18 protein-coding genes and 1 tRNA gene are annotated in these 23,526 nt (G+C 72.7%); 11 read left to right on the top strand and 8 right to left on the bottom strand.

The window, feature by feature from the left end:
• Positions 1-218: 218 nt before the first annotated feature.
• Entirely contained in the window at positions 219-2,348 is a 2,130-nt protein-coding gene (locus ACFC1R_RS16085) for a hypothetical protein (protein WP_375938890.1), read from the top strand.
• On the opposite strand, the gene ACFC1R_RS16080 is transcribed toward ACFC1R_RS16085, so the two are convergent.
• Both ACFC1R_RS16080 and ACFC1R_RS16075 read right to left on the bottom strand, forming a co-directional pair.
• Positions 2,336-4,081: a translation initiation factor 2 gene (locus ACFC1R_RS16080; protein ID WP_375938888.1), complete on the bottom strand. Its 1,746-nt coding sequence runs from the start codon at positions 4,079-4,081 to the stop codon at positions 2,336-2,338. The two genes, ACFC1R_RS16085 and ACFC1R_RS16080, sit on opposite strands and share 13 nt — an antisense overlap.
• Positions 4,082-4,324: 243 nt before the next feature.
• Positions 4,325-4,504 carry a hypothetical protein gene (locus ACFC1R_RS16075; protein WP_375938886.1) on the bottom strand — a complete coding sequence of 60 codons (180 nt, stop codon included), beginning with the start codon at positions 4,502-4,504 and terminating at the stop codon, positions 4,325-4,327.
• A gap of 177 nt (positions 4,505-4,681) precedes the next feature.
• On the opposite strand from ACFC1R_RS16075, the gene ACFC1R_RS16070 reads away from it, so the two are divergent.
• Complete coding sequence (locus ACFC1R_RS16070) at positions 4,682-5,161, top strand: GNAT family N-acetyltransferase (protein WP_375938884.1); 480 nt, start codon at positions 4,682-4,684, stop codon at positions 5,159-5,161.
• 166 nt (positions 5,162-5,327) lie between these two features.
• Here the strand turns inward: ACFC1R_RS16070 and ACFC1R_RS16065 are convergent, their stop codons facing one another.
• On the bottom strand, positions 5,328-6,464 hold the full coding sequence (locus ACFC1R_RS16065) for a PP2C family protein-serine/threonine phosphatase (RefSeq protein ID WP_375938882.1): 1,137 nt from the start codon (positions 6,462-6,464) through the stop codon (positions 5,328-5,330).
• A 442-nt stretch (positions 6,465-6,906) separates the two neighbouring features.
• Positions 6,907-6,994 (bottom strand) — tRNA-Leu (locus tag ACFC1R_RS16060).
• Positions 6,995-7,235: 241 nt separating this feature from the next.
• Here ACFC1R_RS16060 and ACFC1R_RS16055 point away from each other — a divergent pair.
• From ACFC1R_RS16055 to ACFC1R_RS16045, 3 genes are all read left to right on the top strand, one after another.
• Positions 7,236-8,573, top strand: a complete 1,338-nt coding sequence (locus ACFC1R_RS16055) for a M20/M25/M40 family metallo-hydrolase (protein ID WP_375938880.1) — start codon at positions 7,236-7,238, stop codon at positions 8,571-8,573.
• Between the two features lie 542 nt (positions 8,574-9,115).
• On the top strand, positions 9,116-9,358 hold the full coding sequence (locus ACFC1R_RS16050; RefSeq protein WP_045305087.1) for a chaplin: 243 nt from the start codon (positions 9,116-9,118) through the stop codon (positions 9,356-9,358).
• 362 nt (positions 9,359-9,720) lie between these two features.
• Complete coding sequence (locus ACFC1R_RS16045) at positions 9,721-10,593, top strand: chaplin (protein WP_375938877.1); 873 nt, start codon at positions 9,721-9,723, stop codon at positions 10,591-10,593.
• Between the two features lie 255 nt (positions 10,594-10,848).
• On the opposite strand, the gene ACFC1R_RS16040 is transcribed toward ACFC1R_RS16045, so the two are convergent.
• Positions 10,849-11,058 (bottom strand): DUF5703 family protein, encoded by a 210-nt coding sequence (locus ACFC1R_RS16040; protein ID WP_045305085.1) that lies wholly within the window; start codon positions 11,056-11,058, stop codon positions 10,849-10,851.
• Positions 11,059-11,509: 451 nt separating this feature from the next.
• Here ACFC1R_RS16040 and ACFC1R_RS16035 point away from each other — a divergent pair, with 451 nt between their 5' ends.
• A complete protein-coding gene (locus ACFC1R_RS16035; RefSeq protein ID WP_375938875.1) occupies positions 11,510-12,127 on the top strand; it encodes a hypothetical protein in 618 nt (205 codons plus the stop codon).
• Between the two features lie 350 nt (positions 12,128-12,477).
• On the opposite strand, the gene ACFC1R_RS16030 is transcribed toward ACFC1R_RS16035, so the two are convergent.
• Together ACFC1R_RS16030 and ACFC1R_RS16025 are read right to left on the bottom strand one after the other, a co-directional pair.
• Positions 12,478-14,796: an ATP-binding domain-containing protein gene (locus tag ACFC1R_RS16030; RefSeq protein ID WP_375938873.1), complete on the bottom strand. Its 2,319-nt coding sequence runs from the start codon at positions 14,794-14,796 to the stop codon at positions 12,478-12,480.
• Between the two features lie 10 nt (positions 14,797-14,806).
• The gene (locus ACFC1R_RS16025) at positions 14,807-15,787 is read right to left on the bottom strand and encodes an aldo/keto reductase (RefSeq protein ID WP_375938871.1); all 981 of its coding nucleotides are present in this window, start codon (positions 15,785-15,787) and stop codon (positions 14,807-14,809) included.
• A gap of 485 nt (positions 15,788-16,272) precedes the next feature.
• On the opposite strand from ACFC1R_RS16025, the gene ACFC1R_RS16020 reads away from it, so the two are divergent.
• On the top strand, positions 16,273-17,319 hold the full coding sequence (locus tag ACFC1R_RS16020; protein WP_375938869.1) for an LLM class F420-dependent oxidoreductase: 1,047 nt from the start codon (positions 16,273-16,275) through the stop codon (positions 17,317-17,319).
• 224 nt (positions 17,320-17,543) lie between these two features.
• Here ACFC1R_RS16020 and corA read toward each other — a convergent pair whose 3' ends face one another.
• Positions 17,544-18,524 (bottom strand): magnesium/cobalt transporter CorA, encoded by a 981-nt coding sequence (gene corA, locus ACFC1R_RS16015; RefSeq protein ID WP_375938867.1) that lies wholly within the window; start codon positions 18,522-18,524, stop codon positions 17,544-17,546.
• A 361-nt stretch (positions 18,525-18,885) separates the two neighbouring features.
• Between corA and ACFC1R_RS16010 the strand changes: the two genes are divergently transcribed.
• From ACFC1R_RS16010 to mshC, 4 genes are all read left to right on the top strand, one after another.
• Positions 18,886-19,581 (top strand): histidine phosphatase family protein, encoded by a 696-nt coding sequence (locus ACFC1R_RS16010; protein WP_375938865.1) that lies wholly within the window; start codon positions 18,886-18,888, stop codon positions 19,579-19,581.
• A 305-nt stretch (positions 19,582-19,886) separates the two neighbouring features.
• Entirely contained in the window at positions 19,887-20,465 is a 579-nt protein-coding gene (locus tag ACFC1R_RS16005) for a DUF3090 domain-containing protein (RefSeq protein WP_375938863.1), read from the top strand.
• 89 nt (positions 20,466-20,554) lie between these two features.
• Entirely contained in the window at positions 20,555-21,352 is a 798-nt protein-coding gene (locus ACFC1R_RS16000; protein WP_375939040.1) for an SCO1664 family protein, read from the top strand.
• Between the two features lie 299 nt (positions 21,353-21,651).
• A complete protein-coding gene (gene mshC / locus ACFC1R_RS15995) occupies positions 21,652-22,881 on the top strand; it encodes a cysteine--1-D-myo-inosityl 2-amino-2-deoxy-alpha-D-glucopyranoside ligase (protein WP_375938861.1) in 1,230 nt (409 codons plus the stop codon).
• Positions 22,882-23,526 lie beyond the last annotated feature (645 nt).

Below are 23,526 nucleotides of genomic sequence, written 5' to 3'. Positions count from 1 at the left end.
TCCCGCTCCCCGAGCCCCTGGCAGGACGTCCGCCCGGCAGCCGGACAGCATGCCGGGACCCGGCCGCGGAGCGCTTCGACCGGGCGGTCGTCACCCGACGGCGCGACTGACACCGCATCGGCACGGCCGCCCGACCCGCCGGTGTCGGCCGCCGACGCCGCCGGAGGGTCCCGGCCCGGCCGACCGTCACCAGAGCGATCCGACCGTAGAGTTGGGGTGTGGCGGAGGAGACGTACAACAGCGTAGGCGGACACGCACAGGTGGAATCCCTCGTGCAGGCCGGGACGGTCGGGCAGCTGCACCAGCACGTGTACTCGGCGGCCGTCCAGCCCCCGGTGCCCTATCAGATCCCGCCGGAGACCGCGCACTTCGAGGGAAGGGCGGCCGAGCAGGCCCGTGTCCTGCTGGCGGCCGAGGACCGGACGAATCCGGGCTCCCCGACGGTCGTGCTGCTCAACGGCCTGGCGGGGATCGGCAAGACGGAGCTCGGCTTCCGGGTCGCCCGCGGGCTCGGGGACGGCCACGAGGACGGCGTGCTCTACGTCGACCTCGACGACCTTCGGCGCGACGGCGTGGTGGAGATCGCGGACGCACTCGGTGACCTGCTGCGACCGCTCGGCGTCGGCCCGGAGTGGCTGGAGCGGTCCCTCACCGGGCGGACCAAGCAGTACTGGACGCAGACCCGGGACAAGCACCTGGTCGTGGTGGTCGACAACGCCCGCTACGGCGCCGAGGTCGTCCCCCTGCTGCCGGCCTCCGCCGCGAGCGTGGTGATCGTGACCAGCCACGGGCAACTGTACGACCTGGAGGGGGTCCTGACACTGGAGGTGACGCTGGAGCCGCTCGCGACCGAGGACGCCACCCGGCTGCTGCGGCGGATCGTCGGCGGTACGCGCACCAGCGCCGAACCGGAAGCCGTGGCGGAGCTGGCACGCCGGTGCGCCGGGCTGCCGGCCGCACTCCAGGTCGCGGGCCGGTGGGCCGTCAGGTACCGGCACCGCAGCCTGTCGCGCCTGGTCACCGAACTCACCGCCGAACTGAACGAGAAGGGCCTGCCCAAGGTCGAGGCGGTCTGGGACGCCGCCCATGCGGGGCTGGGGCCCACGGCCGCCCGGCTGTACCGGCTGCTGCCGCAGCACCCGGCCAGGTCCGTCAGCCTGCCGGCCGCCTCGGCGCTGCTGGGGGAGGGTCCGCAGCAGGCCGAGGAGGCCCTGGAGGAACTGGAGAACGCGGGTCTGCTGGAGCACAGGCCCGACGGGTGGCGGATGCACGACCTGCTGCGCGGGCACGCCAACCGCTGCGCCCGCCGGGCCGACCCGGACGGCGCCGGGGCGGCCGCCGGGCGCCGCCGGCTGGTGCGCTGGTACCGCCGCCAGGCACATCGGGCGGACGAACTGGCGGCCGGCAGCCGGATGACCTTCGCCGAGCCCGTACCGCCCCTGCCGTACGCCCCGGACGTCGACTTCACGGCTTTCACGGCCACGGGCCCGACGGACCCGGCCCTGACGGACAGAGCGCGGGCGCTGCGCTGGATGGAGTCCGAGCGCCTCGCGCTGTACGGCTGTGTCCGGATCGCGTACGAGGACGGTCTGGACGGCGACGCCTGGGCCCTGTGCGAGCCGCTGTGGACCCACTTCCTCGACCACCCGCACTACGGCGATGTGGTGGACGCGTTCACCCGGGGCGTCGCCGCGGCCGTCCGGGAGGGGAGCAGCGTGCCGGCGATCGTCCGGATGCGGTGCCAGCTGGCCAGGCCGCTGTGGGAGCAGGAGCAGTACGAGCAGGCCGCGGCGGAGCTGCGACAGGCGCTGGGCGGGGCCGAGGCGCTGGGGGACTCGAAGCCGGAGCGCAGACTGCGGGCGTCGGTGGCCGAGTTCCGTGGCAAGCTGCTGTCCGTCCAGGGCGACTGGGCCGCCGCCGCGGAGCACTTCGAGGCGGCCCGCGGGCAGCATCTGGCGATCGGCAACGCCTACGGTGTGATGCTGCAGACCTACCTGCTCGGTCGAGCGGCGGCGGGCACGGGTGAACACGGCCGGGCTGTCGAGCTGTTGGGGGAGGCGCACGCGATGGCCCGGCAGCAGGACCGTGCGCGGATGACCGCGCGCACCGGATTCGAGCTCGGTCGCGCGCTCCGGCGAGTCGGGCGCGCGGCGGAGGCGGTGCCGCTCTACCGGGCGGCGCTGGCGAGCGCCGAGCAGCGGGGCTCGGCCTTCGACCAGGTCAGGGTGCTGGAGGCGCTCGCCGACCTGGCGGAGGAGACTGGCGGGCCGGCGGAAGCGGCCGCGTACCGGGAGTCCGCGCGCGTCCTGCGGGAGCGGTCCGGCGGCGCCACCGATCAGAGCTCGTAGGAGAGTTCGGCCTCGGTGGCCGGGGTGAGCGCCACCTGCACGGTGTGCACGCCCGTGCGACAGGACAGTGTCACGGGAGCCCGCCGGCCCGGGTGGGCGCCGAGCCAGGCGTGCACGGCGGAGAGCGCCGCGGCCGGGTCGGTCCGGACCACCCGGCCTGCGGCCCGCCACGGTTCGACCCGGACCGTCAGCAGGTCGCCGTCGCGACGCCGTACCAGGCACGTCCCGGGGGAGAGGACCGCGGCGGCGGTCCGGCAGCCGGGGTGGTCCGCCAGTACCCGGGCCGTCCAACCGGCGGCGGTCCAGGTCTCGGAGTGCGGGAGTGACGAGGGCGGCGCGGCGCGGCGGAAGAGCAGGCCCGCGCTCTGCCGCTGAGCGGCGCTCGCGCCCGGGTGCTCGGCGGCGAGATGGTGCGCGGGCGTGTCCAGGTGGGCGGGCAGGCGCTCGACGTGGACCCGGGTGCCCTCGATCCGTGCCCGCACCGCGAAGGCTGCAGGCGTCCGGACGTCCGCGGTGGGTGCGGGCAGCGGGCGGGCCCGCACCGAAGTGGCCGGCGGTGCCAGCTCCAGGTGCCGGTACAGCTCCTCCCGGAGCCTGTTCAGCGCGTGGTCCGGCTCCGCGAAGGACGGCTCGGCGAAGGCGTACTCGGCGAACCGCCTGGTGCCGCCCGACCGGTCGGACCGGAGGGCGGCCGCCACTCCGGCCGGATCGGTGAGCCGGGGCACCTGGGCCAGCACCGCCGCCATGGGGCTGCCGGCTATCAACTCCGGCCCGCCGTCGGTGACGCTGACGATGCGGCGGTCCAGGGCGGCCGCGTACAGGGCGGTGGACCCGTGATCGGTGATCACCGCGTCGCAGGCGACGAGCAGGGCGGCCCACTCCTCGAAGGGCGGCGCGAGCACCATGCCCGCGTCCAGGGCCGGGGCGAGCTGCCGGGCGAGGTCGAAACCGCCGATCCTGCTGTGCTCGTTGGGGTGCACCACGAGCGCCAACTGGTACGCGTCGTAGGGGAGACGGGCGGCCAGGGCGGCGGGCAGGCCCGGCCGGCGCCGCAGCAGCGACTCCGGCCCCCAGGTCGAGGTGAGCACGACCAGTTCGCGGCCGCCGGTGCCCAGGGCGGTGCGGTAGTGCTCCCGGTGGTGGGCCGACGCGAGGATCCGGTCGAGCGTCGGATCGCCGACCACGGCCGCCCGCGCGGCGGCCGACGGGCTGTGAGCGGCCAGGCGGTCGACCTGATCGGGATGGGCGAGCGCGTGCAGCGCGGCCCACGGCCGTCCGTCCGCCAGCAGATAGGCCGGGTCGAGCCCGGACGGCAGCCCGGGTGAACCCTCCTCGCTGAGGGCCTTGTTGAATCCGGCGCCGTGCGGCAGGAGGACCCGGGGGCCGCGCAGAGTGTGGAGCTGCCCCTTGGGACTGGCCGCCAGGATCAGGTCGTGCGTCGACCGCACCGCCTCGTCCCAGCCGATGCACCGGGCCCCGGACTGCTCCACGGCGGCAAGCGCCTCGACGCCGAACTCGGACCCCGGCTCCAGGGTGAACCGGCTCAGGATCCGCTCGTCACCACCGAACACCGGCAGCACATCGAGAAGCCGGTACAGCGCACCTGCCGACCGGACCGCGAACAGAACCGCCCGCTGCCCGCTGCCCGCTGCCCGCTGCCCGCTGCCCGCTGCCCGCTGCCCGCTGCCCGCTGCCCGCTGCCCGCTGCCCGCTGCCCGCTCCGCCCCTACCATAGCGCGCAACGTTTCGTCACATCCACCGCTTGAACTTGTCGGTCACAGAGGCATCGATGGTACCCGCCGCCCCGCAACTCCCTCGTCCCGGCTGCGGCGACGGCTCCACGGCCCACACGGCGTCACCGCGGCTCCGCAGGCTGGTCCGGGCAGGCGGTCATGCCGACCCGGGTGGCACTCAGGCGCCTAGGCGAGGCCCACGAGCAACCAGTCCATGGGCGGCGCACCTCCCGGCCCCGCCCCTCACTGCTGGTCGTCGATGTCGTCCCTGATGTCGTCCAGGCTCTGCTGGCCCTGCTGCTGCGCCTGTGAGGCCTTCTGCTGCGCATCGTCCTTGGCGTGTTGCGGGTCCTTGCCGAGGCGCTCCTTGGCCTGCTCCTCGAGCTGCTGCGCCTTGTCCCTGAACTTGTCGCCGATACCCATGATCACTCCAGTGTCGTAGTGTTACGGCTCTTCACTCAGGCTCGCACGCGCCCCCGACCTCGGCATGTCGACAATCGTCCCGTCCCGTCCCAGCGCGGCGCGGCTCCACAGCTCCGGCAGCACGACGCCGAAGCGCTGATCTCCCCGGCGAGCCCGGGAAGGAAGGACGGCGCAGTAATGAAGATCGCAGTGGACGACCTCGGCGGCCCGGAGACGGCGCGGTTCCTCGACGCTCATCTCCAGCAACTGCGCTCGATCTCGCCGCCGGAGAGCGTGCACGCGCTGGACCTCGACGCACTCCGGAGCCCGGAGGTCACGTTCTGGTCGGTCCGGGAGGGGGACGCGCTGGTCGGCTGCGGTGCGATCAAGCGGCTGGATGCGGCCCACGCGGAGCTGAAGTCCATGCGTACTGATGCGGAACGCAAGCGCAGCGGGATCGCCTCCCTGCTGCTCGGGCACATCATCGCCGAGTCCGGGCACATGGGGTTCACACGGCTGAGTCTGGAGACCGGCTCGGAGGAGTTCTTCCTGCCCGCCAGGAAGCTGTACGAGAAGTTCGGCTTCGACTACTGCGAGCCGTTCGCCGACTACCGCCCCGACCCCAACAGCGTGTTCATGACGAGGACGCTCGGCGACGGAGGACTTCAAGTCCGGTGAGAAGGTCGTGACGCCACGAGGTTCGTAGTTCGACTTCCCGCGCCTGGCCGGGTCGTTGGCCCCGCACCGTGGCAACGCACCGACAGTCCTTCGTCGGGAACACCGAACGTGGACCGGCAGTGAGCAGTCGGCTAAGCAGCCCTCGGCGGCGTGCCGGCTCCGGTCGTCAAGCAGTGGCCGAGCCGGATGGACGAGGATTTTCGCGGTCCGGGTGTTCGCGCAGGCGTACGGCGAGGGCCGCGATGTCGTCGTCGAGTCCGCCGTCGCTGTGGTCGACCAGGTCCTGGTGGAGCCGGTCGAGCAGCTGGCGGGGCGTGGTTGGGCTCTGCCGCCGCAGCCAGTCCGGTAGCGGGAAGAACTCGCCGGTGCGGTCGCGGGTCTCGACCACGCCGTCCGTGTAGAGAAGCAGCAGGTCACCAGGGGTGAACGGGAAGGAATCGACGCTGTAGTGGTCGCCGATCAGCTCCGCGAGGTTGAGAAGCGGCGAGGGAGCCGTGGGGCGCAGCACGCCGAGCTGCCCGGCGTGCACGAGCAGCGGCGGGGGATGCCCGCAGTTGAGGAGTCTGATGCAGCCGCCCTCCTGCGGGATCTCGGCGAGGACGGCGGTGGCGAACCGCTCCGGCGAGTCCTGGCCGGCGTACGCGTCGCTGTGGCGGGTCGTACTGGTCTCCAGGCGTCGGGCGACGCCGCGTAGATCCGGTTCGTCGTAGGCGGCCTCCCTGAAGGAGTTGACCACGGCCGCGGCCGCCCCCACCGCGGACAGGCCCTTGCCCCGCACGTCGCCGATGAGCAGCCGAACCCCGTACGGCGTGTCGACGGCTTCGTAGAAGTCGCCGCCGATGCGGGCGTGCGCCGCTGCCGCGAGGTACAGCGACTCGATCTCGATGCAACCGACGAAGCGCGGCAGCGGGCGCATGACCACTTCCTGCGCTGCGTCGGCGACGAGTCGGACGTGCAGGAGGGTCGTCTCCCGCTGGAGCCGGATATGGCTCGCGTACGCGGCCGCAACCGTGACCGCGACGATCGCCCCCACCGTGTACCACGTCCCCAGGTCCGGATAGACGAGGCTGAGGCCGATCATGATCAGAAGGCAGAGCATCCCCAGCAGGATGGTGGGAATCACGGGCCACATGCACGCGGCGAGGGCCGGCGCGGCGGTCAGGATACGGCTGAAGGCGACCTCCCTGGGCGTCGCGAACGCCAGGCTGGCGACGACGACGGTCAGGATCACCGGCGCCAGCAGAACAGGTTCCAGCCGCCTGCCGGAGAGACGGCGACGCCGCAGCCGATCACTAATGATCACAAAAGCTATCCTATCGGCATAAACCGTTACCAAAGCCTGCCACACGGCGCATCGGGTGGTGATGCGGAGAACGAGGTGGGTGCGGTCGGACGAGCGGACGGGGCAGTCGCGTACCGGGAGCAGGGCGCCGTCCACGGTCCACGGCCCGTCCGCTCCCGCTCCGGGACGGCCCGGCTCCCGCGCGACGTCACCCCACCGTCGACGGCGAGTCACCGAACGGCGGCGTCAGCTGGTGCATCGTCGGATTTCTCCGGTGGCAGCGACGGCGCTGGCATCGTTGCGGGTGGTTCATGTCGGCACGGGCGACGCGGATCCCGATTGCGGCAGGGCTCTGCAGCCCGAGGCCGGGGGCTGATCGCTTCGCGCCCAGTGGTGATCGCAACGGCCCGGCAAGTGCCGGATACGCAAGAACCGCTGGTCACAGTTGTGACCAGCGGTTCGTTGGTGTCCGAGGGGGGACTTGAACCCCCACGCCCGATAAAGGGCACTAGCACCTCAAGCTAGCGCGTCTGCCATTCCGCCACCCGGACTAGGTGTCTGTCTTTGCGGCTCTCGTTTCCGTGCCGCGCTGACATGCATAACTGTAGCAAGATCGGCTTGAGGATCCAAAATCGTCCCTGGCAGGGCCCGGCGGGCTTCGATCTGGGGGATTGCCCTTGGGGTGGGGCGGCGGCTGGGGGAGGATGGCGGGAGCGTGCCCGCAGGGCCGCGGCCGCAGCGGCCGGGGGTGGCGTGGAGATGCGCCGGGCGGGCCTGAGACGAGGTGGGAGCATGAGCGAGTCGAAGGCGGAGCGGGTGGCTGCCCCGGGTGTGACGGCTGAGTCGGAGGTCGCCGAGATCTGCCGCGACCTGATCAGGATCGACACCAGCAACTACGGTGACGGCTCGGGTCCGGGGGAACGGGTCGCGGCCGAGTACGTCGCGGAGCAGCTGGCCGAGTTCGGCCTGGAACCGCAGATCTTCGAGTCGGCCAAGGGGCGGGCCTCGACCGTGGTCCGGATCGAGGGCGAGGACCGCTCCCGTCCCGGTCTGCTGATCCACGGCCACACCGACGTGGTGCCGGCCAACGCCGCCGACTGGACGTACGACCCGTTCGCCGGCGAGATCGCGGACGGCTGCGTCTGGGGCCGGGGCGCCGTGGACATGAAGGACATGGACGCGATGACGCTGGCGGTCGTCCGCGACCGGCTGCGGACCGGCCGGAAGCCTCCGCGTGACATCGTGCTGGCCTTCCTCGCGGACGAGGAGGCGGGCGGCACCTACGGCGCGCGCTTCCTGGTGGACAAGCACCCGGACCTGTTCGAGGGCGTCACCGAGGCGATCGGCGAGGTCGGCGGCTTCTCGTTCACGGTCAACAACGACGTGCGGCTCTACCTGGTCGAGACGGCCGAGAAGGGCATGCACTGGATGCGGCTCACGGTCGAGGGCCGGGCCGGACACGGTTCGATGGAGAACAACGACAACGCCATCACCGAGCTCTGCGAAGCGGTGGCCCGCCTCGGACGGCACCAGTTCCCGCTGCGGATCACCAAGTCCGTGCGGGCCTTCCTGAACGAGCTCTCGGACGCGCTCGGGGTCGAACTGGACCCGGAGAACATGGACGAGACGCTCCGGGTGCTCGGCGGTATCGCCAAGATGATCGGCACCACGCTGCGCAACACCGCGCAGCCGACCATGCTGGGTGCCGGCTACAAGGTGAACGTCATCCCCGGCCAGGCCACCGCGCACGTGGACGGGCGCTTCCTGCCCGGCTACGAGGAGGAGTTCCTGGCCGAGCTGGACAGTGTGCTCGGCCCGCGCGTGAAGCGCGAGAGCCTGCACTCGGACAAGGCGATCGAGACCGACTTCGACGGGCCGCTGGTGGCGGCGATGCAGTCCGCGCTGCGTGCCGAGGACCCGATCGCCCGCGCGGTGCCGTACTGCCTCTCCGGTGGCACGGACGCCAAGTCCTTCCACGACCTGGGGATCCGCTGCTTCGGCTTCGCACCGCTGCAGCTGCCGCCGGAGCTGGACTTCGCCGGCATGTTCCACGGTGTGGACGAGCGGGTGCCGGTGGACGGGCTCAAGTTCGGCGTTCGGGTGCTGGACCGGTTCATCGACGCCTGCTGAGCGCCCTGGCGACAGCGACGAGCGGCGAGGGACCGGCGACGGTCGCCGACGTGTGACCACCGGCGACGGGTGGCCCGCCCCTGCACCACGGGGGGCGGGCCACCCGCATGTCCGGAGCGCTCGGTTCGCGGTGTCCCCGGCCCCGCCCCTGGCCCCCGCCCCGCCCCTGGCCCTCGCCCTCGCCGGTGGCTCCTGCTCCCGCCCTCGCTGCTGCCGTCACCGAAGCGTCACCGGGCGGTAGCCGAGGTGGTCTCGGGCGTGGCTGCGGAAGTGGCTGCGGGCGTGGTCCCGCGCGGCGTCGGCGCATAGTCGGAGCGAATGACATGCAGCCTGCCGTCCGGGGCTCGGCAGAATCGATAATGCCCGGAACGAGTAGTCGATTACCTGTGCGAGATATCACCGCTGCGGGTGAATGGGTGACCTCCTCCGTACCCCGTTTGCCACACCGTCGTTCACCCATATGGCAGCACGGAAACGGGCTGTGGAATGACGAATCGACACGAGCCGCCCCGGAGACGACCCGGGGTCGGCCAGGAGGAACCATGAAGGTCAAGAAGATCGTTGCCGTTGTCGCCGCTGCGGGTGGTCTGGCGCTGGCCGGCGCCGGTGTCGCCTCCGCTCACGGCGGTGCGCAGGCCGACGGCGCTGCGGTCAACTCCCCGGGCGTGCTGTCGGGCAACAACGTCCAGGTCCCGGTGCACGTGCCGGTCAACCTGTGCGGCAACACGATCAGCGTGATCGGTCTGCTGAACCCGGCTTTCGGCAACAACTGCCAGAACTTCTGAGCGGCCCGCCGGGCAGCTCCCATGGAGCGGTGACGGCTCACGCGGTGGCGGTACGAGCGGTAGCGGCGCAGGTGGTGTTGCGCGCGGTACCGGCGCACGCGTCGTCGGTCGAGCCGGTTCACTGATCGATGCGCCCCCGGGCGGCGGATGGCTCCGCCCGGGGGCGCGTTCCTGCTTATCCGGCTTGCGGGTCAGTCTGCAATCCGAGGCAACACGATTGGGTGAACGAACCCCGTTCGGCTCAACCTTTGCGGTCATGTCTCGTTATCCCGTAGACGGGCAGCAGCTTCGTCAGGAATTCCGACAATCAGAAGTCAGGGGAGTACATGCGACAGGTCGCCAAGAGAGGAATCCTCACTGCCGTGGCCACCGGCAGTGTGCTGGCCTCCACCGCGGGCTACGCGTACGCAAGTGCCGAAGCCCACGGCGGCGCGGCCAACTCGCCCGGGGTGGGCTCCGGAAACAGCGTGCAGGCCCCCGTGGACATCCCCGTCAACGCCTGCGGCAACACGGTCAACGTGGTCGGTCTGCTCAACCCGGCGATGGGGAACAACTGCGGGAACGTGTCCCACGGTGGGAGCGGTGTGCACGGCGGAAGCGCTGTACACGGCGGGCACGGCGGGCAGATCGCGCCCGGTGAGCACAGCCCGAGCGGCCACGGCGGCCACGGTGGCCCCGACGGCGCCGGTGACCACGGCAGGGGCGATGACCACGCCGCGCCGACCGGCTCGGGCGGCCCCGTGCACGCGGGGTCGGGTGCCTCGTCCCAGGGCGGTGCGCAGAACTCCCCGGGGGTCATCTCCGGCAACAGTGCGCAGGCGCCGATCAGCATCCCGGTGAACGCCTGCGGGAACTCGGTCAACGTGATCGGCGTCGGGAACCCGGCCTTCGGCAACGACTGCGGCAACCACGGCGCGACCGAGGTCACCCCGCCGAGCCACCCGCAGCCCACGCCCGGCGAGGACTGCCCGCCCGGCGAGACCACCCACGTCCCGCCGCGCAGCACGCCCCCGGTCAGCACTCCGCCGGGCGGTACCGACACGGGCGGCCACACCCCGCCGGCCGTGTCGGTGTCTCAGCCCCAGACGCCCCAGCAGTCGCTGGTCAGCCCGCCGAGCCGTGAGCAGCTGGCATCCACCGGCGCGGCCGGGCTGGAGCTGATCGCGCCGGCCGGCGTGGCGCTGCTGCTCGCGGGCGGTGTGCTCTACCGTCGCGCACGCGCTGGGGCCCGCTGACCCCGCCCTCGGGGTCGAAGACCGTCCGGAGGGCCGCTACAGCGCGCCCGCAGCCGTCATCGCACGGCTGCGGGCGCGCTGTCGTGCGCAGAGGGTGGCGGTGGCGTCCGACATCCGACGATCCACTGAAGCCGCAGGCCGACAGGCTCCGATCAACCCGCCCAGCGCACCCGCTGAGCCGCACCTACCGAGTTGCTCCTGCTGGTCCACTCCCGCTGACTGCTGCCCCCGACTGCTGACCGCTGGCGCGCTCCGCTACCAGCTCCGGACCTGCCGGATGATCCGGCGGCGCAGCAGTACCGTACGGCTGCCGTCCGGGAACAGGCGCAGCCGGTCCAACTCCCAGTTCCCGTACTCGGCGTGCTCGGTGAGCAACTGCCGGGCCGCGTTCCGGGACGTGCCACGCGGCATGCGCAGCGACTGGTACTCGTACTCGGGCTGCCGGACCAGCTTGGGTGGGGTCAAAACTCTCCTCCTGCGGAACGTATGGAGGCCAGGGTACGACCTGCCTGTGACAACCGGGCCGGTCCTGCGGGCCGGGCCCGGGCGGCTGCTGCCAGCGAGGGTGTCGTGAACCGCGCTGACAGGCAATCAGTTTTCGTGCTGCGGACCAGATACCCAGACGGGGCTCCTGCGATGCGTGCGCCGCAGGTGTGCACGGGCCCGCACGGACGCGCGCAGTCGTGGCCAGCCGCGCAATACCCGGCCACCGACGGACGGCGGACGGGCCGGCGAGCGGACCGGTCGGTGGGCGCCGGCCGGGTGCCGACCGCCTCCGGGACGGTCCGGAGGCAGCCGGTCAGGGCTGTCACAGAACCACCCGGACCGGACATCCGGGGGTAAGTTGCCGGGAATTCACGGATGTAGGCGACATCCCCTGTGCGTGTCGTCGCTCCGGGGGGATAGCGTCAGCACCATGTCTGATGCCGCGCAGCTCACCATCGCCGAGGTACGCGCCGCCGCCGAGGCGGTCAAGGCAGCCATCGACCGCCACCTGCAAGCGGTCTCCGCCCCTGCAGCAGCGGACGATCCCGCTGTTGTCACCGCCTACGAGGAGCTCGCAGCGGCGGCCATCGCCTACGACCAGATCCTCTACGAGGTCTACGACGAGGTCACTCCCTTCGAAGTCCCCGGGGACGAGAGCGCCGGCGGCTACGCCGGCCCGGACCAGCCCGAGGCGATCAGCGTGCTGATCCGCCGCGACTACCTGATCGCCGACGCGAAGCGGCTGCGCACCCAGGCGGAGCGGGTGGACAGCACCCTCACCCCCGGGGGCGGCAAGGACGGCGGCGTCAACGCGGCGATCGGCGTGCTCTTCGGGGAGTACGAACCGGACGAAATCGCGGCCCGCTGCGAGGAGTTCGGCCTGGAGGAGGGCGACTCCACGCTCTGGGTCGCGGCGACCGAGCCGTCCGACCCGGGGGAGTGGCTGCCCGAACCCTTCGACGGTGCGGACCCGCAGCTGCTGATCTGCCGCTTCGACGTCAGCGAGGTCTACGACGACGACCTGGAGTCCTTCGAGGGCGAGGGCTGAGCCAGGCCGACGACGGTGGGCGGTGCCGGAGGGAGACCTTCGGCACCGCCCTCGCCACCCTGGGGCCGTCCTCGCTGCCCCTGCACCGCCCCCGGCGCACACGCAGGGACGCTCCACCCGGGGCGCGAAGGGCAGCCATGCGGCGCCGCCCCGGGGCGCAGGGAACTCCGCGAGCAACTCCCTGTGAACGCGCAGGGTTCTCGCGCAGCTCTCCGCGCCCCGGGGCGGCGCAGTGACCGGTACCCGTCCAGGGGCCGGTCGAAGTCCGGGGGTTCACCGCACTCCCGGGGGTCCACCGCACTCCCAGGGCCCCGCAGACCCGGGAGCGGCGGTGGAACGCCCGGCCGGGACTACACCTCGCCGGTCTGCTCGGCCAGGATCGCCCGGAGCCGGGTGGTGCGCGGCTGGGCCGGCCGCTCGGCGACGGCCTGCGGGAGCGCCTGGGCTGCCGCGTGGACCACGGACAGGTGCCGCTCGGCACGTCCGAAAGCGGTGTACACCCACTGCCTGGTCAGCCCGGCAGCCGCGTCGTCGGGCAGCACGGCGACCACGCCGGGCCAGCGCCGGCCGACCGCCTGGTGCACCGTCAGTGCCCAGCCGTGGCGCAGCTTCGCGGCCTGGGCGGGGGTGACGGTCAGCCGCGTGCCGTCGGAGAGTTCGAGGTGCAGACCGGACGCGTCGCCGTCCACCACCCGGGCCGGGCGGGTGATGCCGGGGACGGGTGAGTACGCCACGCGGTCCCCCGGGTCGAAGCCGCCGAACCGGCCGGGGCCGGGGTTGAGCCGGGCCTTGGCGGCGGCGTTCAGTGCACGGGTGCCCGCGCTGCCACCGTGGCCGGGGGTCAGCAGGACCACCTGCTCGACCGGGATGCCCAGCGCGCGCGGGATCGAGTCGGTGAGCAGCTGGATCGCCCGGTGCACGGCCTCGGCGCCGTCCTTGGCGGTGACGATCACCACCTCCTTCTCCGGCGCCTCGACGTTCTGCAGTTCGCCGATGCCGATGCCGGAGACCAGCTCGCCGATCGGACCGAAGTCCGGCGTCCGGGACGCCACGGCCGGGCACGCCTTCGCCGCGAGCAGGTCGGCGAAGAACCGCCCGGGACCGGCCGACCACAGCTGACCCGGATCGCCGCTGAGAACCAGCCGGGTGCCGTCGGCCAGGGCCTCCAACACGGTGGCGGCCAGTTCGACGTCGAGCAGTGGGGCGTCCAGGACGATCAGGACGTCCAGCGCCAGCGAACCGTCCTCCGCGCGGCCCGGACCGGCGGCGCCGGACAGCAGGTCGGCGAGGGTGACGACGTGTGCGGCCGCACTGCCGGAGTCAGCGGTGGCCGCGCCGGAGGCACCACCGGTGGACCCGGCGGCGGGCAGCAGCGCGACGAGGCTGCCACGCCCCTGGTCCGTCCAGGTCGCGGCCCAGGCGCGCAGGCCGAGGCCGTGCGCCGCGTGCAGGAGCGCGGCGGGTTCGGCACGCGCGGCCTCGCCGCCGGTGTGCAGGACCAGTGGGTCGGACGCGACGGCCCTGATCAGGGCGGCCGCCGAGGAGGTCGGCGCAGCGGTGGCGGCGCTCTCCCAGGCGGACGGGCCGACGGCACGCGGGCGCGTCCGGACGTCCTGAGGCCGGGCGGCGTCGGAGTCCTCGGCCGGAACGTCCGGGGCGGCGGTCGGGTTGTCGGTGGAAGACGGCGCGTCGGCCTCGGTTGCGGCCGGGCCTGCCTCCTCCGTCTCCGTCTCCGTGTCCTCGGCCGCATCCTGGACCGTGTCCTCGGACTCGTCCTCGGTCAGGGGCTCGGTCAGGGGCTCGTCCTCGGCGGGGACGAACGTGGACATGATCCGTACGAGGCCGTCGGCGAGGCTCTCCTCGGCCAGGGCCAGGCGCTCCAGGGCCAGCAGGGTCCGCGTCGGGGGCTCGTCCTCGTCCGAGGTGGTGGTGTGCCGGCTACCCGGGACCTCATCCTGAAAGGCCATCACCCGGCCGTCCACCACGACCTCCTGGAGGGCGGTGGCCGCATCGGGCAGGCCGAGCTTCTCCAGCCCGGTGACCACCTCACCGATGTCGACGGCGGAGTGGCCGCGCAGCACCGCCTGCTCCAGCAGCCAGGGCACCAGCGCCTGCGCGCGGCGCCGGTCGCCGGGGCCGGCGGCCTGGCCGAGCAGCCCGCGTGCGAAGCCGTCCGCGTGCTCGGGCCGGACGCCGGGCAGCGCGAGCACCGCCCAGGGGTCGGTCCGCAGTGCCTCCGCCGCGCCCTCGCCGAACTCGGCGACGGCGGCAGGTGCCAGCGCGCTCGGTGCACCGCCGGCGGACAGCACCTCGGCAGCGGCTCGGAGGGCGTCGGCGTGCTGCCGGTCCGTCACCGGGCCGGGCTTAGCCCCGGCCCCATCCTCGCTCCCGGCCCCGGTGCCCGCTCCAATGCCGGCCCCAGCACCGGAAACCGGGCCCTGGTCGCCGCCCGTGCCCCGGGCCGTGCCCTCACCCGAGCCCAGGGCTACGGCTGCGCCGGCGTTCCCGGCGGGGGCTTCCGGTGCCGAGGCGTCGTGCTGACCGGCCGCCACCGTCTCGCCCTGGCGGCCGATGTTGCGGATCGCCTCCGCAAGGGCCGCGACGGCCTCCGTGCGGTGCCCGGGAGCGCTGTTCTCCACGTGGCCGTTCTCCACGTCCCCGTCGCCCATCAATCGCTCCTCACAGCTCCGTCCAGCCCTGGTCGGGGTAACGGTGTAGTGGCGCCGACACATCGTCCAGCGCGCCTCGAATCTCCCCCGGAAGCGTAAGCGCCTCCACCGACAGCGCCGTAGTCAGCTGTGCGGCGGTGCGGGCGCCGACCAGGGCGCTTGCCACTCCGGGTCGGTCGCGGACCCATGCCAGGGCGACCGCGAGGGGGCTGCTGGCGAGGCCGTCGGCGGCGGTGGCGAGGGCGTCCACGATGCGCCGCGACCGTTCGCCGAGGTAGGGCTGGACGAAGCCGGTGAGGTAGGGGGAGGCGCCGCGCGACTCGGGGGGTACGCCGTGCCGGTACTTGCCGGTGAGGACGCCTCGTCCGATCGGTGAGGAGGCGAGGACCCCGACCCCGGCGTCCAGGGCGGCGGGCAGCACCTCGCGCTCGATGCCGCGCTGGAGCAGCGAGTACTCCATCTGGGTGGCGGCCAGTGGTACCCGCCCGTGGTGGCCGAGCTGCCAGGTGGCGGCCTTGGCGAGCTGCCAGCCGCTGAAGTTGGAGACCCCGACGTAGCGGGCGCGGCCCGAGCTGACGGCCAGGTCGAGGGCGTGCAGGGTCTCCTCGGTGGGAGTGGCCGGGTCGTACGCGTGGACCTGCCACAGGTCGACGTAGTCGGTGCCGAGCCGGCGCAGCGAGGCGTCGAGGGCGGCGAGCATCCGGCCGCGTGAGGTGTCGAGGTGGCGGTCGGAGTCGGAGACACTGCCCGCTTTGGTGGCGATGACCAGGTCGGAGCGGGGGACGAGACTCTCGGTCAGCCGGGAGATCAGGTACTCGGCGCCGCCGTCGGCGTACACGTCGGCGGTGTCGATCAGCGTTCCCCCGGCGTCGACGAAGACCTTGAGCTGTTCGGCGGCCTCGTGCTCGTCGGTGTCCCTGGCCCAGGTCATGGTGCCGAGGCCGAGCCTGGAGACCCGAAGCCCGGTGCGGCCGAGGTGACGCTTTTCCATCGGGCGGAGCCTCCTTGAGCTGGTAAATGCGCAGGTGGGAACGGTTCTTCCTGCCGTCGGCTGAGCGTAGCGGCCGGGGCCCTGGCTGCCCGGCAGACCCGCAGGGACCGGGTCGCCCGGGCGTGACGCAGCCCACGTCTACCGGCCAGTAGCCTGATCCGCGACCACCCGGTTACGCTCGGCCGACACGGACGCGTACCAGCCGGAACAGCCGGAACGGCCGGAACGCCCACAACGGCAGCGGGCGGTACCGGAGCACCGGCAGGACCCGAGGCGTCGACCGTACGGAACGCTGCCGCACGAAGTGCGGACGTACGGAAGTACAGACGTACGAAGTACAGACGTATGAAGTGCGGAAGTACGAAATGCGGTCTGACAAAACGAAGACGTACGGCCCTACGAACACATGGCCGTACGAATGACAGCCATACGAAACGGCCGGGCGGAGCACCGACCGGACCGGACCGACTGAAGGGCTTGGCACCATGCGACTCGGCATCAACCTCGGCTACTGGGGACTCGGCATGGACGCCGACAACATCGCGGTGGCCCGGGAGGCGGACCGGCTCGGTTACTCGGTCTGCTGGGCCGCCGAGGCGTACGGCTCCGACGCCGCCACCGTGCTCAGCTATGTCGCGGCGAAGACCGAGCGGATCGACGTCGGCTCGGCGATCTTCCAGATCCCGGCCCGTACGCCCGCGATGACCGCGATGACGGCCGCCACCCTGGACACCCTCTCCGGCGGACGGTTCCGGCTCGGCCTCGGCGTCTCGGGGCCGCAGGTCTCGGAAGGCTGGTACGGCGTCAAGTTCGACAAGCCGCTGGCCCGCACCCGGGAGTACGTGGAGATCATCCGCAAGGCGATGTCCCGCGAGCGGCTGGTGCACGAGGGTGCGAACTGGACGCTTCCGCTGCCCGGCGGCCCGGGCAAGCCGATCAAGCTGACGGTGCACCCGGTGCGTGAGCACATCCCGCTGTACATCGCCGCGATCGGTCCGAAGAACCTGGAGCAGACCGGCGAGATCGCCGACGGCTGGCTCGGCATCTTCTTCGCGCCCGAGCACGCCGCGCTCTCCGTCGAGCCGCTCAAGGCCGGCCGGGCCAAGGCCGGACAGACCCTGGACGGCTTCGACCTCTGCCCGACCGTGGCCATCTCGCTCGGCGACGACGTCAAGGCGGCCGCCGACTCCCAGCGCTCCTACGCCGCGCTCTACATCGGCGGCATGGGCAGCAAGGAGAAGAACTTCTACAACCAGCTCACCCGGCGGATGGGCTACGAGCAGGCCGCCGACGAGGTCCAGGAGCGCTACCTGGCCAGGGACTACGCGGGTGCCGCCGCCGCCGTCCCGCACGACCTGATCGACGCCACCTCGCTGCTGGGCTCCACCGCCCGGATCGCCGACCGGATGCAGGCCTACGCGGATGCCGGCGTCACCACGCTGACCCTGGCGCCTGCCGGGTTCACCCTGGACGAGCGGATCGCCGCGCTCCGCGCAGGCGTCGAGGCGCTGGAGCTGGCCGGACTGGCCTGAGCCGGCCGGGCCCTCGACCTCTGGTGTGCCGGTCGAGGGCCCGGACCGCCGCGCCGCGCCGACTGCCGGTTGCCGACCCCACGCAGGACCGAATCAGCGCTGAATCGGCACCGATCGCGGCACCGATCGCGGCACCGATCGCGGCGCCGATCGTGGTACCGGTCCGTCCCTGACGCCGGCTCGCTGCGGGCCTGCTGCCGGCTCGCGGCGAGCCCGGCGCACGACTACAGCCAGTCGCTGCGCTTGAAGATCCGGTACAGCACCAGGCAGATCGCGAGCGTCACCGCGATCGCCGCCGGGTAGCCCCAGTGCCAGTGCAGCTCGGGCATGTCAGTGAAGTTCATGCCGTAGACGCCCGCGATCAGCGTCGGTACGGCGGCCAGTGCCGCCCAGGCCGAGATCTTCCGCATGTCGTCGTTCTGCTGGACGCTCACCTGCGCGAGGTTGGCGTTGAGGATGTCCGAGAGCAGCCGGTCCAGGCCTTCGACCATCTCGTTGACCCGGGAGAGGTGGTCGGCCACGTCGCGCAGGTACGGCTGGAGCCTCTGCGGGACGCGGTCGGTGCCACCGGTCGCCAGACGGACCATCGGCTCCTGGAGCGGCAGGGTGGCACGACGGAAGGTCATCACCTGACGTTTGAAGGCGTAGATCCGCTCGGCGATGCCCTGCGGCGGGCGGCCGGGTGCGAAGACCTCGGCCTCCAGGTCGTCCAGCTCGGCCTGCAGGGTGTAGGCGATGTCGAGGTAGCCGTCCACCACCGCGTCCGCGATCGCGTAGAGCACGGCGACCGGCCCCAGGGCGAGCAGCTCCTGTTCCTTCTCCAGTGCCGCCCGGAGGCCGGACAGCGGGCGATCGGTTCCGTGGCGGACCGTCACCACATAGGAGTCTCCGACGAAGAGCATCAGCTCACCGGTGCTCACGGCACGGCCGTCGGCGTGGTAGCCGATCGTCTTGAAGACCATGAAGAGTGAGCCCTCGTACCGCTCCAGCTTGGGCCGCTGGTGCGCCATCACGGCATCCTCGACGGCGAGCGGGTGCAGGCCGAACTCGGCGCCGACCAGTTCCAAGTCCTCGGCCGTGGGCTCGAACAGACCCAGCCAGACGAAGCCGTCCCCGGCCGTCCTGGCGGCTGCGAGGGCATCGGAGAGGTCCGACGGCCCCGAGATTCGGCGGCCGTCGCGGTAGATGGCACTGTCGACGATCATCAGGCCATTGTCGCGCCTGCGCGGCGCGGACGGCGTCAGCACCCGCGATCGTTCACGAACCGGTGGTGGCGGACCGCTCGCTCACCGGCCCGGACGCGGAGGCCACCGGAGGCCGCCCGATGCCCATCGGACCCGGGATCGCCGGGGCCCGCGCACCTTCGGGACATCCGGCACTGGTGTCCGGCCCCGGCACTGGTGTCCGGCGCCTGCACCGCTAGCCGGACGCCAAGCACCGGATATCGGACACGGAGGAGTCGGCGGGCCCGTTGCCCCGCCGCCTCCCGCCCGCCTGCCGCCCGCCCGCCCGTCGCCCGCCCGGCGGCCGTTCCGGTGCCGGGCCGCAGGCCGTAGGCTGGGCCCCATGCCCACCCTGCTGCTCGTCCGTCACGGCCGTTCCACCGCCAACACCGCCGGGATTCTCGCCGGTTGGAACCCCGGAGTGGACCTGGACGACACCGGACGCACCCAGGCCGACGCGCTGGCGGCCCGGTTGGCGGGGATCCCGCTGGCCCAGGTGGTGAGCAGTCCGCTGGAGCGCTGCCGCCAGACCCTGGAGCCGCTGCTGGCCACCCGTCCCGAGCTCGGGCCGGCCGCGCTGGACGAGCGGCTCGGCGAGTGCCACTACGGCGACTGGACCGGCCGTCCGCTCGCCGAGCTGGCCAAGGAACCGCTCTGGCGCACCGTGCAGGACCATGCCGCGGCCGCCGCCTTCCCCGGTGGTGAGTCGCTGCGCGAGCTCAGCCACCGCACCGTGACGGCCGTCCGCGAGTGGGACGAGAAGATCGCCGCCGAGCACGGCCCCGAGGCGGTCTGGGTGGTCTGTTCGCACGGCGACGTGATCAAGGCCGTGGTCGCGGACGCCCTGGGCCTGCACCTGGACCACTTCCAGCGGATCTCCGTCGAGCCCTGCTCGGTCACCGCGATCCGCTACACCCCGCGGCGCCCTTTCGTGCTCCGGGTCGGTGACACCGGCAGCCTCGCCTCGCTGGCGCCGCGCCCCGGCGCCCACGCCCCCAGCGGCGACGCGGTGGTCGGGGGCGAGACCGGCACGGGCTGAAGCCGGCCTGGTCCGACCCGGCCCGAACTGAACCGGCCCGAACCGGACGCACCAGGTCGCACCCCCGATCCAGGCCACCCGTCCTGCCCGTCCTGCCCGACCCGTCCGTGCGGCCCCGCCCGGTGCGTCCGAGCCGATCCGGCCGCACCGCACCGCCGTCCCCCGTCCACGGGGTCCGGGCGGCCCGCCGCGAAGCGGGCTGACACCTGACGGACTGCTCCGTACCTGACCCACCGGGGCGGGCGAACAGGCCGTAGGGTGGCACAAGAGTCCATGACTGACCCATCTGAACCCGGAGCGAGAGAGTGCCCCGTCAGGTCTACTTCTACGACCAGCCCGAGCGGTTCGTGGCCGGCACCGTCGGCCAGCCCGGTCAGCGGGCCTTCTACCTGCAGGCCAGCACCCGGGGGCGGGTCACCAGCGTGCTGCTGGAGAAGGCCCAGGTCATGGCGCTCGCCGAGCGGGTCGAGCAGGTGCTGGACGAGGCGCTGCGGCGCAGCGGAGGATCCGCGTCGATCCCTGCCGTCGCCCCGGTCGAACTGATCGACACCGCGCCGCTGGACCTCCCGCTGGAGCAGGAGTTCCGGGTCGGCACCATGGCGCTCGCCTGGGACAGCGCGGAGGAGTGCCTGGTGGTCGAGGCCCAGGCACTGACCGAGGAAGAGGCCGAGTCGGAGGACGACGAGGCGGACGAGCGGCTCTTCGAGGACGAGGAGCACGGCCCCGACATGCTCCGGGTGCGGCTCTCCGGGGCGATGGCCCGGGTCTTCGCCAAGCGCGCCCTGGACCTGGTCGCGGCCGGCCGCAGGCCCTGCCCGTTCTGCAACCTCCCGCTCGACCCGGAGGGGCACCTGTGCCCGCGCGCGAACGGCTACCGGCGCTGAACGCCGACCCGGCCCCCGTGCAGGAGGACCAGTCGCCGACGGCATCGGCGGATGCGGTGCCGTCGGCGGACCCGTCCGGGAGTGCAGCCCTGGCGGCCGACCCCGAGACCGCTCTGCGCCTGCTGCGCGAGGGCGTGCTCACCGTCCACGGGCGGCTCACCGACGCCTCGAACGCCGTGCTGTACTGCACCGCGACCCTGGACGGGCTGACCGCTCCCTGCGTCTACAAGCCCGTTGCCGGGGAACGCCCGCTCTGGGACTTCCCCGACGGCACGCTGGCCGGGCGCGAGGTCGCCGCGTACGAGGTCTCGGCGGCCACCGGCTGGGGGCTGATACCGCCGACGGTCCTGCGGGACGGCCCGCACGGCCCCGGCATGGTCCAGCTCTGGGTGGAGCCGGACCCGGCGGCCGAGGAACTGCTGGCACTCCAGGACCCGGCCGGCCACGAACCGGGCTGGCTGCCGATCGTCCGGGCCGAGATCGGCCCCGGCCGGACCGCGCTGCTGGTGCACCGGGACGACGAACGGCTGCGCCGCCTCTCGCTGCTGGACGCCGTGCTCAACAACGCCGACCGCAAGGGCGGCCACTGGATCTCCGCAGCCGACGGGCGGCTCTACGGGATCGACCACGGGGTCACCTTCGCGGTCCCCGGCAAACTGCGCACCCTGCTGTGGGGATGGGCGGAGCAACCCGTGACCGGTGAGGCGCTCGATGTCCTCGCCAGGCTTGCGGACGCGCTGGACGGCGTCCTGGGCGAGCGCCTGCGCCCCCACCTCACTCCGGCCGAACTGGCCGCCGCCGCCGAGCGGGTGGCCCTGCTGCGTCGTACGGCACGGCATCCGCTGCCCTCTCCTGACTGGCCGTCGATTCCCTGGCCGCCGGTCTGACGGAGGCTCTGACGGCGGCTCTGACACTGGTCTGCGGCCGCCGTCCGGTTCCGGTGCGGCTCGTCCGCCCCGCTCCGCCCCGCCCCGTCTTCCCCGTCCGCCCTGCCCCGTCTCGTCCGTCCCATCAGTCCCGTCCGCCCCGGTCCAGCAGCCGACGGTGACCGGGGTCCGGCCGTGGCTCTCGCGGCGCCTGGGGCACTTCGGCGAAGATGAACGAATCCGATCGATCGGAAGCGGATTCCGGCCGATCTTGGTAACTGGTTAGCCTTTCAAATGATCGCAAGGTTAGAGTCGGTTCCATGCATGCCTGGCCCGCCTCCGAGGTTCCCGCCCTGCCTGGTCAGGGGCTCCCGCTCCGTATCCACGACACCGCCACGGGCGGGGTCCGGGAGGTCGTGCCGCAGGACGGCACCGCCCGGATCTACGTCTGCGGCATTACCCCCTACGACGCGACCCACCTGGGCCACGCCGCCACCTACACCACGTTCGACCTGGTGCAGCGGGTGTGGAAGGACGCCGGTCACGACGTCCTCTACGTCCAGAACGTCACCGACGTCGACGACCCGCTGCTGGAGCGGGCCGTGGCCACCGGCGTGGACTGGACCGCCCTCGCCGAGCGCGAGACCGCCCTGTTCCGCGAGGACATGACCGCCCTGCGGATGCTCCCCCCGGCCCACTACATCGGCGCGGTCGAGTCGATCCCGTGGATCGTCCCGCTGGTCAAGAAGCTGCTGGCGAGCGGCGCGGCGTACGAACTGGACGGTGACATCTACTTCTCGGTCGAGTCCGACCCGCACTTCGGCGAGGTCTCCGGGCTGGACCGCGAGGCCATGCTGCCGGTCTTCGCCGAGCGCGGTGGCGACCCGGACCGCCCGGGCAAGAAGCACCGCCTCGACCCGCTGCTCTGGCTGGCGGCCCGTGAGGGCGAGCCCGCCTGGGACACCGAGCTCGGCCACGGCCGGCCCGGCTGGCACATCGAGTGCGTGGCCATCGCCCTGCAGTACCTCGGGATGTCCTTCGACATCCAGGGCGGCGGCAGCGACCTCTCCTTCCCGCACCACGAGATGGGCGCCTCGCACGCCCACGTCGCGACCGGCGGCCACCCGTACGCCCGTGCCTACGTGCACGCCGGGATGGTCGCCCTGGACGGGCACAAGATGTCCAAGTCGCGCGGCAACCTGGTGTTCGTCTCCGTGCTCCGTCGTGACGGCGTCGACCCGGCGGCGATCCGCCTGGCGCTGCTGGCGCACCACTACCGCAGCGACTGGGAGTGGTCCAAGGAGGACCTGGACGGCGCCGTGGAGCGGCTCGCCCGCTGGCGCGCGGCGGTCTCCCGCCCGGACGGCCCGTCGGCCGAGACGTTGCTCGCCGAGGTCCGCGCTGCCCTCGCCGACGACCTGGACGCGCCCGCCGCGCTGGCTGCCGTCGACCGCTGGGCCGCCCAGCAGGCCGAGACCGGCGGTACCGAGATCGGTGCGCCCGGTCTGGTCTCGCGGACGGTGGACGCGCTGCTCGGCGTCGCGCTCTAGACCTGGACCCCCTCCGGCAAGCCGGGGTTGGGGCACCGGCGCTCGACTCGGCGTCCGACGTCCGGCCTCGGACCCGGCGTCGGGACGAGCACCCGCGAGGATTCCCCGGACGGCCGGGCGACCGAACGGTCGCCCGGCCGTCCGCCTGTCCGGCCTTCGCGTGATCCTGAACTCTGCGACGAGGCAGGGGAATCAGGGGCAAGGCCGTGGTGACGGGTGTGCTGCGGCCCGCCGACCTCCGCGCAGGCGCGATCCGTGCGTGGCACCGCCGAAGTCTTCCCGGCGGCGGTGCCGGCCTCGCGCGTCCCGGCCGCGATGAGCCGGGTCGCCGGTTCGTCCTCGGGGGACGGGCGAGCCCGGAGCACCCGGGTCATCTGCTCAGTCAGGCCCGTGCGCGGCGTCGAGGGCGGGTACGACGTCTGTCGGGTGATCGCTGCGCGGAAGCAGAGGAGACTGCCGGGGTGCCGGCGGGACGAGCAGCTGCGGGAGACGGCGGTGGGCTGTTTCCGGTCGACCGGGCTCCCGTCTCGTGTGGCGGGTTGGATCGCTCCGGGGGATCCGATCGGGCGGTGGCCCGGTTTGTGCGGGGCCCGCACCAGCGCTTGGTGGGCATTGGAGAGGCGGGGTTCCGCCCGATCGACCGAT

The sequence above is a fragment of the Kitasatospora sp. NPDC056138 genome (assembly GCF_042264695.1).
In the GTDB taxonomy this organism is placed as follows: Bacteria; Actinomycetota; Actinomycetes; order Streptomycetales; family Streptomycetaceae; genus Kitasatospora.
Note: the sequence above shows the minus strand (reverse complement) of the source record. Positions and strands in the feature narration are given on the sequence as shown.